13 protein-coding genes are annotated in these 13,396 nt (G+C 35.8%); 4 read left to right on the top strand and 9 right to left on the bottom strand.

What is annotated here, in order from left to right; translation table 11 throughout:
• Positions 1-107: 107 nt before the first annotated feature.
• The gene (locus MHH69_RS07355; RefSeq protein ID WP_174232644.1) at positions 108-1,100 is read right to left on the bottom strand and encodes an ABC transporter substrate-binding protein; all 993 of its coding nucleotides are present in this window, start codon (positions 1,098-1,100) and stop codon (positions 108-110) included.
• A gap of 108 nt (positions 1,101-1,208) precedes the next feature.
• Between MHH69_RS07355 and MHH69_RS07350 the strand changes: the two genes are divergently transcribed.
• Positions 1,209-2,213, top strand: a complete 1,005-nt coding sequence (locus tag MHH69_RS07350) for a FecCD family ABC transporter permease (RefSeq protein ID WP_122970969.1) — start codon at positions 1,209-1,211, stop codon at positions 2,211-2,213.
• Positions 2,213-3,232, top strand: a complete 1,020-nt coding sequence (locus MHH69_RS07345; protein ID WP_122970968.1) for a FecCD family ABC transporter permease — start codon at positions 2,213-2,215, stop codon at positions 3,230-3,232. Before MHH69_RS07350 ends, MHH69_RS07345 begins: the two co-directional genes overlap by 1 nt.
• A 63-nt stretch (positions 3,233-3,295) precedes the next feature.
• On the opposite strand, the gene MHH69_RS07340 is transcribed toward MHH69_RS07345, so the two are convergent.
• Positions 3,296-3,784, bottom strand: coding sequence for an HXXEE domain-containing protein (locus MHH69_RS07340; protein WP_445954565.1), 489 nt, complete (start codon positions 3,782-3,784; stop codon positions 3,296-3,298).
• 270 nt (positions 3,785-4,054) lie between these two features.
• Here MHH69_RS07340 and MHH69_RS07335 point away from each other — a divergent pair, with 270 nt between their 5' ends.
• Positions 4,055-4,255 (top strand): cold-shock protein, encoded by a 201-nt coding sequence (locus MHH69_RS07335; RefSeq protein ID WP_122970966.1) that lies wholly within the window; start codon positions 4,055-4,057, stop codon positions 4,253-4,255.
• Between the two features lie 101 nt (positions 4,256-4,356).
• Here the strand turns inward: MHH69_RS07335 and MHH69_RS07330 are convergent, their stop codons facing one another.
• Genes MHH69_RS07330 through MHH69_RS07320 form a run of 3 tightly spaced genes read right to left on the bottom strand, consistent with a single transcriptional unit; the run spans position 4,357 to position 8,644 of the window.
• Positions 4,357-5,796, bottom strand: a complete 1,440-nt coding sequence (locus MHH69_RS07330) for a M20 family metallopeptidase (protein ID WP_341362018.1) — start codon at positions 5,794-5,796, stop codon at positions 4,357-4,359.
• Positions 5,789-7,099, bottom strand: a complete 1,311-nt coding sequence (locus MHH69_RS07325; protein ID WP_341362017.1) for an amidohydrolase — start codon at positions 7,097-7,099, stop codon at positions 5,789-5,791. Before MHH69_RS07325 ends, MHH69_RS07330 begins: the two co-directional genes overlap by 8 nt.
• Before the next feature lie 12 nt (positions 7,100-7,111).
• Positions 7,112-8,644 carry an AbgT family transporter gene (locus tag MHH69_RS07320; protein ID WP_122970963.1) on the bottom strand — a complete coding sequence of 511 codons (1,533 nt, stop codon included), beginning with the start codon at positions 8,642-8,644 and terminating at the stop codon, positions 7,112-7,114.
• Positions 8,645-8,749: 105 nt separating this feature from the next.
• Between MHH69_RS07320 and MHH69_RS07315 the strand changes: the two genes are divergently transcribed.
• Positions 8,750-10,060, top strand: coding sequence for an HTH domain-containing protein (locus MHH69_RS07315; RefSeq protein WP_341362016.1), 1,311 nt, complete (start codon positions 8,750-8,752; stop codon positions 10,058-10,060).
• A gap of 69 nt (positions 10,061-10,129) precedes the next feature.
• Here MHH69_RS07315 and MHH69_RS07310 read toward each other — a convergent pair whose 3' ends face one another.
• The 4 genes from MHH69_RS07310 to MHH69_RS07295 form a co-directional block, all read right to left on the bottom strand.
• Positions 10,130-11,263, bottom strand: a complete 1,134-nt coding sequence (locus MHH69_RS07310) for a PstS family phosphate ABC transporter substrate-binding protein (protein ID WP_341362015.1) — start codon at positions 11,261-11,263, stop codon at positions 10,130-10,132.
• A 50-nt stretch (positions 11,264-11,313) separates the two neighbouring features.
• Positions 11,314-12,078 (bottom strand): VOC family protein, encoded by a 765-nt coding sequence (locus MHH69_RS07305; RefSeq protein WP_341362014.1) that lies wholly within the window; start codon positions 12,076-12,078, stop codon positions 11,314-11,316.
• 18 nt (positions 12,079-12,096) lie between these two features.
• Positions 12,097-12,621: a YbaK/EbsC family protein gene (locus MHH69_RS07300; RefSeq protein WP_122970960.1), complete on the bottom strand. Its 525-nt coding sequence runs from the start codon at positions 12,619-12,621 to the stop codon at positions 12,097-12,099.
• Positions 12,622-12,715: 94 nt separating this feature from the next.
• A complete protein-coding gene (locus tag MHH69_RS07295) occupies positions 12,716-13,390 on the bottom strand; it encodes a phosphopantothenoylcysteine decarboxylase domain-containing protein (RefSeq protein ID WP_122970959.1) in 675 nt (224 codons plus the stop codon).
• Between the last annotated feature and the right edge of the window lie 6 nt (positions 13,391-13,396).

The following is a 13,396-nucleotide window of genomic DNA, read 5'->3' as shown; positions in this document are numbered from 1 at the left end:
TTTATTAAATAACCTATTATCTTATTATACAAAATAGTATTTTCTTTAATAGCAGTTTGAATGAAAAAATGACTCCCAATGGAAGTCATTTTTTCAAACTATCCCTACTATTTCGTTAGTGATGTTACAATATCATCTACAATTTGTGAATTCGCAATTGGTCCTGTATATAACCAAGCTGTTTCTGCTGAGAAGGAGAAAACATTACCTTCTTTAACCGCCGGGATTGTATTCCATAAAGCATCACTTACCGCGTTTGGATTTTCAGTATTATCACTATTGATTAAGAATAGGTAATCCGCATCTAATTCTACTAATTTCTCTAAAGAAACGGCATTCCAACTTGCTGTTCCGCTAGCAGAAATTTCTTCTACTACAGGAGGCACTTCTAAGCCTAGATCTTCATACATTACTGCACCACTAGATAATTTGTCAGAAACGATATAGTAGCTTCCCCCTACTAACCAAATAGCCGCTACTGAAGGTTTCCCTACTGCTTTTTCTATTTCAGCTTTAGCAGTTGCTACTTTTTGATCATATTCTTCTAAAACTGCTTGAGCTTCTTTCTCTTTACCAAAAACTTCACCAACGACTTTCAATTCATCGCGCCAGTTATTATCATTTTCTTTACCAACTACATATGTAGGGGCAATTTTATTATATTGGGCGTATTTATCTCCTTCTACCATAGAAGCAGAATCCATTAAAATTAAATCTGGTTCGAAGCTTTGTACTGATTCAAAAGGTAAATCGTGAGGAATCGTAGGAATATCCTTTAACTTATCTTGTAAATAATTTTGGATGCTTGCTCCATCTCCTACACTCCATTGGGCTACTGGCGTTATACCTAAAGCGACTAAATAATCTTCTAAATAAGAAGCAATGACACGTTTTGGTTCATTCGGAATGGAAACCTCGTTTCCTAACGCGTCTGTAACGGTTCTTGTTTCGGATCCGGTTGTTTCAGTCTGCTCCGTTTTTTTTGTCGTTGTATTGTCTTCTGAACTTGAAGAGTCATTTCCACATGCTGCTAATGATAATGCTAATAAGCTAGCACAAATTAACCCTACTTTTTTCTTATTAAATAAGTGAATTGACATTTTCATCCTCCTAAAAATGTGATATAATTCGACATTGATAATCATTCTCATTAAAATTACAGTAATCAAGAACGATTGTCAATATGATTATGTAGGAGTTTTTTTGAAATGGCTGAAAGAAATCTATTTATTAAAATTGGAAGTTTTTTAATCGGACTTATCATCATTCTATTAGCAGTCATTCTTTCCATTCGTTTCGGTGCTAATGACATCACCTATTCTACAATTTGGAAATCTATATTTCAGTATGATGCTTCCGATTCAAATCATATATTGATTCATCAACTAAGAATTCCAAGGGCAATTGCTGCCATTTTTGTAGGGGCTGCCCTTGCAGTTTCAGGTGCGATTATGCAAGGAGTTACTCGTAACGCTTTAGCTTCCCCTTCTATTATGGGCGTTACTGCCGGAGCAACATTTTTTGTTGCGATCGTTTTTGCCATTTTCCGTGACCCTTCTTATTCGGCCATTGTTATCGGTGCTTTAGTAGGTGCAGGTTTAGGTGTTGGTCTTGTATTTCTATTTACTTCTATTGCAAAAGGGGGCATAACCCCTGTTAAATTAGCATTAGCTGGGTCAGCCATTACATCCCTATTAAGTGCCTTATCTACCGCTATAGGTTTGAAATTTGATATATCAAAAGATATGAGTTATTGGTATGCTGGTGGACTTAGTAGTATTCAACCGATTCATGTTCAAATTGCTGTTCCGCTCATTTCCGGAGGGATTATTCTTGCAATCCTTCTTTCTCGTTCTATTTCTGTTGCAAGTTTAGGGGATGAAGTAGCAAAAGGACTTGGGTTAAAAACGAACTTTGTTCGAATACTCAGTACGATTGCCGTACTCATTTTAACAGGAACAGCCGTATCAATTGCAGGAATGATTGGATTTGTCGGATTAATTGTTCCCCATATCGTTCGAATCATTGTCGGTGTTGATTATCGATGGATTATCCCTATGTCCGCAATCTTTGGAGGCGCACTTTTACTTGTAGCTGATATTGTAGGTAGGGTTATTAATGATCCCTTTGAAACGCCTGCAGGAGCTGTCACTGCACTAATAGGAGTTCCATTTTTCTTATATTTAGCCCGGAAAGATGGGAGAGGTTTATAATGCAAATATTAAAGAAAAAAATCCCTTTCACCCTTTATATCAGCAGCTTAGTCGTACTTATTCTTGTCATGATATTTATTAGTATCAACGCCGGATACATAGAAGTTCCTTTTCAAAATGTACTAAAAACCTTCATTGGACAAGGAACCGATTCTGATGAGTTAACAATAGTTAATTTTCGATTACCTCGTATTATAATGGCCATATTAGTCGGAGCTGGTATTTCGGTTTCTGGTGCTATATTACAAAGCATTTCAAGAAATCCTTTAGCTGACCCAGGAATTCTTGGCATTAATTCCGGTGCAGGATTTATGGTTGTGTTCTATATGTTTTTCATTCAAGGAAACGTATTTTATCAATCTTGGGTTTCGGTGTTTTTAATGCCCTTAATTGCACTCTTTGGTGCTTTTAGCGCTGCGCTCATTATTTATTTGCTAGCGTGGAAAAAAGGGACAATAAAACCAACGCGAATGATCCTTGTCGGCATAGGTGTTAATGCAGCTTTTAGTGCCGGATTAACCATCTTTCAATTGAAAATGGAACCAGCCGATTTTACAAAAGCGCTCATTTGGATATCAGGAACGATTTGGGGGTCTACTTGGACCTATGTATGGGCCATCATTCCATGGTTAATGATTCTTATACCATTTGTAATTTATAAATCTCGTACTTTAGATTTGTTAACATTAGGTGAAGTGCCTTCCATTGCGGTCGGTATATCCGTAGAAAAGGAACGACGACTACTGCTATTTGTTTCCGTAGCGTTAGCAGGCGCTTGTGTAGCGGTTGGTGGTGGTATAACGTTCGTTGGACTAATCGCTCCCCATATGGCACGAAAACTTGTTGGAGCAAGCCATCGTCGAATTATTCCGATTAGTTTATGTCTAGGAGCATTATTAGTTTTAGTAGCAGATACAATCGGACGGGTACTATTAGCCCCTGTTGAATTGCCAGTAGGTATTGTTATTTCAGTTATTGGTGCCCCTTATTTTATTTATTTGCTGTTATTTAAACAATAAGAAGGTAAAAGCCGCTTATACCTTTTTTGGAGTAAGCGGCTTTCATTTTCATAAATGATTATATCAATAGATTTGTTGAGTAATCGGTTTTCCCACTTTAAATAGAACAGGAATGAGACTTAGCAATACGATACCAACAATGATTGTTGATAAAATTAAACCGGTAATCGTTATTTCGTTTCCTTGAATAAATCGAAGGATAATCAAACTATTGATGGGTATGTTCAATAATACTCCAGTTACAACACCAGGTGCATATCGTTTTAATAAAATTGTCGCAAGCAAATGAGGAAAAATAGCATTCACTACCATAGAACCGAGGAAACCAATTAAAATATATTTAATGAAAGTCAAATTTGGGTAACACAGATAAAGGAAAGAAGACAAATATGCTAATGAAGTTATGACAATTACTGCAAAATGAAATTCATTTTTCCCAACTGGTCTATGAAATTTAGAACTATGCTGGGACCAAGTTGGTAACCATAATGCTTCTTCTAAATTATGTAATGTAATGGCAAATAAAAATAAAATGATAAAATCTTCCAACATACCCCTCCTTTCTATCTACTTACAACTTAAGTATTTTCTATCCTGAAAACTGCTTAAAAATAGAGATTATTGAATATCCTAAAAGAAAGTTGAAAGAATTTATACAATATATTTTTACGAATTGTACAGTTCTATTCCTCATTTTTCCATTTCATTTATTTACGAAAATGTCAAAATGTTGACACTATTTTTATAATAATGTATATTTTAATTCGTAACAAGCTTCATAATAAAGATGCCATTACTATGGAATAGGAGGAGAACGCCTCTATGCACCAAGGAAAAGTGAAATGGTTCAATAACGAAAAAGGTTACGGTTTTATTGAGTGTAACGATGGTGAAGACGTTTTCGTTCACTTCACTGGCATTAAAGAAGAAGGATTTCGTACATTGGAAGAAGGGCAAGCGGTATCATTCGATATCGTAGAAGGTAACCGAGGCCCCCAAGCTTCAAATGTTGTTAAATTATAGAGAGATGGGTACCAGTCAAAATATGTTGACTGGTTTTTTATAATTTTTCATTAAAAGAGCTGGTTTAGTATTCTTAACTAAACCAGCTCTTTTCCCATTTATTAACCGTACATATTTGGTACAATTTCTTTTGGTATCGGGTTAATATATGTATCTTTTACTTGTTCTTGTAGCTCTTTTTTCGCTTGCTCAATTAATTCAGGGTTTTGTAAAAGCTCTAAACCAGTTAGTGCCATTACTTTACTTGCATAAATCATCCCTTTATGGGCAAGACCCGTTTTACCTTGAGAGACAAGCTGCCAACTATGAAGCGGTGTCCCTAGTACAAAACAAGTTGCAAAAAATTGGGCAGTTGGTACGACCCAACTTACATCTGCTACATCGGTAGAACCTGCCATTGACGCCTTTGACTTTTGGTAAGGAACCACCACAGGATAAAATACGGATTCGCTCCCCTTTTCCTTTACCACTGGGTTATCTTCAGACATCGTTTTAATTTCATCCAAGGCACTAGAAAATTCAGCTGGACTAATCGTTTCAGCCATTTTCCTCGCATACTCCAATTCAGCCTCATTATACGTAGGTAACCCTACTAACTGTAATTTTTTATAAATAATTTGGTTGATCGTATCATTAGGGATATAATTCGAACATGCTTTATCAAATTTTACTTTTACTTTCGTTTCAGTCATTAATGCAGCGCCCTCTGCAATTTTCACAATTCGTTTATAAATCTCATCTACTTCTTGAATTGTATTAGCACGGATTAAATATAAAACTTCAGCTTCCGCTTGAACGACATTTGGGGACATCCCACCAGAGTTCGTAATCGCATAATGGACTTTTGCATCCTTCGAAATATGTTCCCGTAAATAGTTCACCCCAACATTCATTAATTCAACCGCATCTAATGCACTTCTTCCTAAATGGGGAGAATTTGCTGCATGGGAAGCGATCCCTTCAAACTCAAAATATACTTGATAGTTTGCAAGGGAAGAAAAATTAAATACACTTGTAAAAGAGTTCGGATGCCAAGTTAATGCCACATCGACATAATCAAATACCCCTTCACGGACCATAAAGGTTTTACCTGAGCCACCTTCTTCGGCAGGGCATCCGAAGTAGTGAATTTGACCTTCGACTTCTCCTTTGTCAATTAACTCCTTTAATACGACAACCGCTCCTATGCCAGCTGTGCCAAGTAGATTATGACCGCAACCGTGACCATTTCCACCTTCAACTAGCGGTTCTCTTATCGGACTGCCCGCTTTTTGACTTAACCCAGGGAGGGCATCATATTCACCTAATATTCCAATAACCGGACCTTCTGTACCATATTTTGCAACAAAGGCCGTGTCGATGCCACCTACACCCATTTCAATTTCGAATCCGATTTGACGTAAATAGTTGGTGAATACTTTAACAGATTCTGTTTCTTTAAAACGGGTTTCAGGATGTTCCCAAATACGATCAGAAAGATGAATCAATTCCTTTTCATATTGGTCATATAGATTTTCAACCTCTTCTACTATGTTAGCCATTCTCTTTCATCTCCTCATAAATTTTGAATGGCACGTTTAACCAAATTTCAAGGGCTGCAAGCATATCATCTTCTTCAATATCAAATTTTTCGTGATGATGATCTGCAGCTAACGTTGTCCCAATAATGGAGTAACATGCTAATCCACCTTGTTCTTGTACATGCTTCATTAAAAACGTTGCATCTTCAGAACCGGAATTAAATTCTTTATACTCGACAATCTCATGAATCGCCGATTGGAATTTAGCCGTTTCCTTTAACGTTTTGGCCAATTTTTGATCTGAAGGAATATTTAACGCATATCCTACTTTTTCTACTTGAATGTCAACATCATACATTGCTCGTATCCCATTGAAAATCTCTTGAACACGTTTTTCATAAAAGTCATGAATCGCTGTTGTTTCTCCGCGAATTTCCAATTCCATTTTTGCTAAAGACGGGATAATATTACGTCCACTTCCAGCTTGTAACGTTCCGACGTTCACACGTGCTACCCCTTCACTATGGGGAGGCAAACTATGTAATGCGAGTGTTGCTTGAGCACTGGCTAACAAAGCATTTTTTCCTCTTTCAGCATTAATTCCCGAATGGGCGGCAACACCTTTAATCGTTACATCAAATTTCGATGTCGCTAAAAAACCATCTACTCCTGCAACAAATGTCCCTTTTGGTACACCCGTTCCAATATGGAGGGCAAATAAATAATCAATATTTTCTAACAATGGAGAAGAAACGATAGCACTTCCTCCCCTTACACCTTCCTCTGCAGGTTGGAAAATAATAATGAACTTTCCACGAAGCATTGCTTTTCTTTCCATTAATTGTTGTGCCAACCCTAATCCAATTGTTGCATGACTATCATGACCACAAGCATGCATAAACCCTTCATTTTCAGAACGGAAATTTAATTTTTCAGGCATGTGATCTTCATCTGCTGATTCAAGAATAGGAAGCGCATCTATATCGACACGATAAGCAATCGTCGGTCCTTCAATACCTGTGTCGAAGGTAGCTATCACACCGGTTTTACCAGCCTCCATTTTTTCTAACCATTTTGATGAAACATTACTTTGTACCGCTTTTTGATAAAATGCCTGTTCTAATGATTGATTTGGTACACCTAATGAAATACCGTTAACAATCTCTTTCCCTACATATACATCATATCCCCAAGATTTGAGTTTTTCGGCGATTATTGCAGAAGTGCGGAACTCTAACCAACCTGGTTCAGGAAATTTGTGAAAATCCCTTCTCCATTCTTTTAAAACTTGTAAATAATCCTTTTCTAACGTAAGAAAATTCATGAACGTCATCTCCTATTTTAATAAGTAGTGAACACCCGGACCAATTGGAATATTAAACATTACAAACACTAACATTAAAAGAATCCATGCAATTAAAAAGATAATTGTGTATGGAATCATCAATGACATCAATGTACCTATTCCTGCTCTTTTGTTATAAATAAGCATGAAACCTAGTATTATCGCAAAATATTGATTTAATGGTGTTACCATATTTGTAGATGATTCCCCAATACGATATGCTAATTGAACGAAGGCAGGATGATAACCTAATAACATAAAAGTCGGTACGAAAATTGGAGCCACAAGGGACCATAGGGCAGATCCACTAATAATAAATAAACTTAATACAGCTACAAGCAATGTGAATAACACGATTGCAAAGACATTTGTTAAATTAATAGCCGTTAGAATGTTAGCTAAATGGACTGCCATCCACGTAGCGATATTCGTCCAGTTAAAATATCCGATAAATTGGCCAATCATAAAAATTAAAACGATATAGCTTGAAAGATCGCGAATCGCCTCTGCCATTAAATTCGGAACATCAGCTATTTTCTCAATTTTTTTAACTGACATACCGTATGTAATACCTGTTACTAAGAAAAATGCAAAAAGAATTGGTACTATACCTGATAAAAATGGTGAGCGTAATAGTGTACCGTCATCGTTTAATAACGGTGAATTCGGAATAAACATTAAAACTAATATGAACCCGATAAATAATAAAGCAGCGATTCCTGTATTACGAAGAGCTTTGTTTTCTAATGGTGTCAATTCATGTAAATCGGCTTTCTTTTCTCCATTATATGTACCTAAACGGGGTTCCACTATTTTATCCGTAACGATCGCACCTAAAAAAGCTAATAAAAATGTAGATGCGCTCATAAAGAACCAGTTATCTAATGGTGAAACGACCATCTCACTATCAATTGACTTAGCGATTTCTGTAGTAATACCCGAAAGTAAAGCATCTGTGCCGGCAACTAAAATATTTGCTGTAAAACCGATTCCGGCTCCAGCTAGTCCAGCTGCTAAACCTGCTAACGGATGTCTTCCTAGTGATAAAAAGACTAAAGCAGCTAAAGGAGGAATGACTACAAAGGCTGCATCAGAAGCAATATTTCCTAAAATACCGATGAATACGACCATAAAGGTTACGATTCGTTTAGGGGTTTTGATAATTGCCTTTGTCATTAATGCAGAAAATAGTCCTACTCGTTCAGATAAACCAATACCAAGCATCATTGTTAACACTAAACCTAATGGTGCAAAACCGGTAAAGTTTGTTAGCGTATTACCTAAAATATAGCGAACGCCTTCTTTTGAGAGCAAATTGTTAACCGCTACCGTTTCACCCGTATTAGGATGAATAACAGAGGCATTCATAACGCCTAAAATAAATGAAATTGCAACGAGAATAAGTGTAAGATAGAAGAAAAGCATAAATGGATGGGGTAATTTATTACCGATTTTTTCAACAGTGTTTAAAAATTTGTTGAAAGCACCATTTTTGGCAGTTTCTATTTCCTGATGATTGTTCATATTTTTACTTCCCCCTTTTTATTTTTGGACTATTTTTTACAATGTCTTTAAATTAGGTTAAAATATTTTGAAAATTACCACAATAGTGACAACGGAGGATATTAAATGTATAACGTATGCGTCTTTTCGACTAAATATTCATACAGATGGTTAAAAAATTGTGAAACGATTCAAATTGATAATATTAATCTGCAAATCTTCTTTTATGAAAATTTAGTTGATTTAGAAATGGCATTTTTAGAAAAAGTGAAAACCTTTGATGGAGTTATTTTCAGTGGTCAAATTCCTTACTTACATATCCAAAGAAACCTTCCTGACCATTTTTCTAAAGTACCATGTGCCTATTTTGACATTTCTGAACGAGATTTTTATTTTAAAATCGCAGAAATCCAATATAAATATCCGGATTTCTCTTTTAAACATTGCATCATTGATTTTTTATATAAAGAGAATAATTATTTAAGATTAAAGGAAATTATATCGCCAGAAGATTTCCCCTACTTACTTGGGGATACGGTGGAAGTTTTTGGACATCCGAATGCGTACGATGTCGTCTATGAAGCCCATTCAAAACTTTGGGAGGAACAAAAAATTCGTTTCTCTTTGACTCGGTTAACGAATTTACATTCCTTTTTTGATGATCAAAATATAAATCTTATTCTTGTCACACCTACTTTAGAAAGTATGAAGTCGACCATTTTAGAATTGTTAAAAGAAATAGAAGTAGCAGATTTAATGAACAGTCAAGTCGTTGCAGGATTTTTAGAATTTTCCATGTCTCAAAATGATCCTACTGAAATTGAATACAGGCAAATTGCTCTTTACAAAGCGATTTTAGACTTTAATCGAAAATTAGGAATTTCATTAATTACATATAGAAGTGCTATCCACTACGAATTAATAACGAACTACAAAGACTTTTTATTGATAACAAATCATCAAGAAATGTGTTCCCTTGTTGAGTTTTTAAGAAATCAATTGTCCTTCAAAGTAAAAATTGGTTGGGGAATCGGTAAAACATTACAAGAGGCAAGAATACAAGCAGAGAAGGCAGCAACCTATTGTACTGGTTCACTTACAGAGGCTTATATTTTAACGAAAGAAAATCAACTAATCGGACCACTGGATGGCAACGCTACTGCTACGATGAACGATTTTGATAACGAAAAATTAGTAAAAATTGCGGAAGATACGAATATATCCCTTCTCCATTTACAAAAAATTTATAGTTTAGTTTACAAGCTGAAACGCGAGGCGATAACAGCTGAAGATTTGAGTATCCATTTATCTGTTTCCATTCGCACTGCCAATCGATTGTTAAAACGACTAGAAGAAACGAACTATGCGACTTCCATAACAAATAAAGTTACAAAAGCAAAAGGACGGCCAAGCAAAATTTATCAATTGAATTTTTAATTAGTAAAAGAGCATGGATACCCATGCTCTTCTCACCAATTTTATTTTAATTCAACTCTACGCTTCACTTTAACGTACAGGCACAAACCCAGTTTTTTCTAAAATTTCTTGTCCCTGTGAGGATAAAATCCATTCAATAAATGGTTCTACATTTGGATTATCAGTACCAGCTGTTACAATATAAAATTCTGTTGAAAGGGGATAAGTTCCATTTTGAATCGTTTCTTTTGTCGGTGCTATGCCATCAATTTCTAACAATTTAATTTGGTCATTCTTAACCATTTCCTTCACATAAAAACGGAAAGTATAGCCAATTGCATTATCATAATTTCTATAGTTAGCAACCTCTTCAATAATGTCTCCCATGCCAGAAGCAACATTTTCTGTTGGTGCCTCCATAATGGCCTTATCACCCATTAAACGTTGCAACGCCGATTGGGAACCACTATCTTCAGGACGTTGAAATGCTCGTATCGAATCATTCTTTCCTCCAACATCTTCCCAATTTTTCACTTTACCCGAATAAATATCTTTTATTTGATCTATAGACAATCCGTTGATTTGATTCTTTTGATTCACAAAAAACACAAACGCTTCGCGACCAATTGGCGTCATTTCAAGTTCAAGTCCCTTATTCTTCGCTACTTTTTTCTGGGAATCAGATGGAGCAGCGACAAAAATCATGTCTACTTCTCCATTAAATAATTTCTCGTAAGCATTAGGGGTTTGATTGACCATCACTTCACTGAAATAAGGGTCATAGTCTTTTTTAGGAAATGTAGCTTGTACGAAGGCAGAATACAAAGGATAAAGAGCAGTAGCTCCATCAATTTTCGGTAAGTCATCTGTTACTTTGAAAGATGATTCTTCCTCTAACGTTGCTATTCTTCCGTTTTCAGAGAACGGTATATATTGATAGATATCAACTTCCATATTTCCAATGATTTTTGAACTATCATATGCACGGTAGATTGGTTGAATAGATGCAATGATAATAGCGATTATTGAAATCGATATAAATACCCTTTTCCTTTTTTTCGTCTTAAAAAAATGAGACATTAAAAAAACAAACAGTAAGTAAAGTATACAAGCAACAACAACAATCAATCCTATATAATATATTTCACCTGATAATAAAGTAAAAATTACTACGATAAACGTAACAAAAACCATGCAAATAAACAAAAAAATAGCGTTAATCATGACACATAACCCCTTTTAATAAACACCTGCTATAAGTGAAGCCCTCATACTCACTTCGTAAATTTGTACAACCCGCACTCTAATTGAACCATCTTTTCTTCTATAGCACCTGAAATGACAACTTGATCAATATTGTTGCGTTCCCCTTCTTCCTGGAGGTTTCCATAAAAAGTAAAGTTACAATTAGACGTTCGTAATGTAATGCATGAATCATTTTTTTCGATAGCAAATCCGAAAACGTCCGCCCATTTTTGTGGGATTTGTAAATCTTCCACCTGATAGACTACTTCTGATATGCGAAGATCGCCTAAAGGGTGGTTTCCGATAGTACCCCTTTTAACTAAATCATCCAAACGAGCCTCATCCGTTTCTTCCCATTGGATTAAAAACGGCCATTCTACTTTCGTGTTTTCTTCACCTATATGTAATAGTTTCCAAGTTAAAACCGAACCATCAGGACGTGTCCTTGAGAAGGTTTCCGGTCCATAAACGACTAACCCTACTTGTCTTAACCGAAGAGCGTCTTCTTCAATGGAATTTGTTCGTAGCGCCATACGTGTGAAGCCATTGCTCCTATTACTCTTTTTATAAGTTTCATGTAATGTGTAAGGTTCTTTCGCCGCCCTCTCAAATAACTCGTTATTAAAGATCCCGATGAATTCTATGTACGTTAACCCAAAGTAACATAACGTGTTATAAGTTCCCCACATTTCATGTTTACCGCCATTAACTGTATAAAGCCCGATTTCCTTCGTTTGATCGATAAGATGTTCAGGTTTTTCTACAAAATGTACAATATGATCTAATAAGTACATAACGAACTCCTTTCCATATCAATAAAATGAAATTGACGTCTTTTCCTCAGTACCGGCCTCACTTACGTCTTGATCCCACCCTTTACTTACATCTACCCAAGCAATAGCGCTCGAATATTCTTCTAATTCATGGCAAGTTAACTCGATTGCGGAATGATCATGACCACATGCTGGGAAAACCGTAGAAAATCGTTGTAAAGATTGATCTAAATACACTTTCAAATCCTTAGCCAATCCAAAAGGACATACACCGCCAACCGGATGTCCCGTTTGCTCCTCTACTTCATCGGCATTCAACATTTTAGCCTTCATATTAAATTGATTCCGAAATTTTTGATTATCAATCTTCGCATCGCCTGCAGTAACAATTAATAAGCCATTTCCCTCTTTATCTTTAAAAGATAATGTTTTGGCGATTCTGGCAGGATGAACATTTAATGCTTCGGCAGCCTGTTCCACCGTCGCACTAATTTTATCAAATACTAAAATATCTTGTGCACGATGAAATTTCTCTAAATGTTCTTTTACGCTTTGTAATGACATTGTATCCGTCCTTTCAAAGATTTTATTTTAGAATATACACAGAAATTTCTGAAATCAAATGATAAAATAGACTAGAAATACTAGTCTATAAAAGTTAATTGTCCGCTAATAATTCAATTAGCTTTTTAGCTGTTTTTTCTTTTCCCTCAACTTTTAATACTTCCCCCTCTTTTGAGATGATAAAGTGGGGTTCTTCTACTCCATAAAGAGAGTTAGAACTGTTGGCAACCATATATTCTGCATTGGAAGATTCCATTCTTAACTTAGCTCGCTCGATTAAATAATCAACATCATCCGTTGCCTCTAATTTAAAACCAATTAATGTTGTGTTCGGCGACCAACCTTTAATTTGACCTAATACTTTTGGTGCTTTTTTAAAATGAATAATTGGTGGTTCATCTGAGGGCATTTTCCCCTTTTCTTCTAACAAATTGCCGGATTGGTCATATACTTTATCGATTACCCAATCGGAACCAGCAGCAGCCATAATAACGAAATCAATGACTTCCCCTTGAACAATTGATTTTATTTTTTCAGCTAAATCTTCTATCCCTTTAAATAAAACTGTTCTCATTTCCGATACATGTTGGGGGAGATTAGCAAAATAGCCGTGCATATAAATAACTTCTGCCCCTGCCGCTAAAGCTTCTTCTGCAAGAAAACAACCCATCGTTCCTTTGGATAAATTTGTATGTCCACGCACCCGATCCCATTTTTCTAATGTACCACCACTTGTAATTAACACTTTCTTACCTTGTAATGTTTTCAACCGTAT

Source organism: Ureibacillus sp. FSL E2-3493 (assembly GCF_038077515.1).
Lineage (GTDB): Bacteria > Bacillota > Bacilli > Bacillales_A > Planococcaceae > Ureibacillus > Ureibacillus halotolerans.
This window is presented reverse-complemented; position numbering and strand designations above follow the sequence as displayed.

Coding starts and splice junctions, on each gene's coding strand:
- MHH69_RS07315 (WP_341362016.1), top strand. CDS start 8,750: ATGTATAACGTATGCGTCTTTTCGACTAAATATTCATACAGATGGTTA.
- MHH69_RS07320 (WP_122970963.1), bottom strand. CDS start 8,644: ATGAACAATCATCAGGAAATAGAAACTGCCAAAAATGGTGCTTTCAAC.
- MHH69_RS07350 (WP_122970969.1), top strand. CDS start 1,209: ATGGCTGAAAGAAATCTATTTATTAAAATTGGAAGTTTTTTAATCGGA.
- MHH69_RS07355 (WP_174232644.1), bottom strand. CDS start 1,100: ATGTCAATTCACTTATTTAATAAGAAAAAAGTAGGGTTAATTTGTGCT.
- MHH69_RS07345 (WP_122970968.1), top strand. CDS start 2,213: ATGCAAATATTAAAGAAAAAAATCCCTTTCACCCTTTATATCAGCAGC.
- MHH69_RS07300 (WP_122970960.1), bottom strand. CDS start 12,621: ATGTCATTACAAAGCGTAAAAGAACATTTAGAGAAATTTCATCGTGCA.
- MHH69_RS07335 (WP_122970966.1), top strand. CDS start 4,055: ATGCACCAAGGAAAAGTGAAATGGTTCAATAACGAAAAAGGTTACGGT.
- MHH69_RS07305 (WP_341362014.1), bottom strand. CDS start 12,078: ATGTACTTATTAGATCATATTGTACATTTTGTAGAAAAACCTGAACAT.
- MHH69_RS07340 (WP_445954565.1), bottom strand. CDS start 3,784: ATGTTGGAAGATTTTATCATTTTATTTTTATTTGCCATTACATTACAT.
- MHH69_RS07325 (WP_341362017.1), bottom strand. CDS start 7,099: ATGAATTTTCTTACGTTAGAAAAGGATTATTTACAAGTTTTAAAAGAA.
- MHH69_RS07330 (WP_341362018.1), bottom strand. CDS start 5,796: ATGGCTAACATAGTAGAAGAGGTTGAAAATCTATATGACCAATATGAA.
- MHH69_RS07310 (WP_341362015.1), bottom strand. CDS start 11,263: ATGATTAACGCTATTTTTTTGTTTATTTGCATGGTTTTTGTTACGTTT.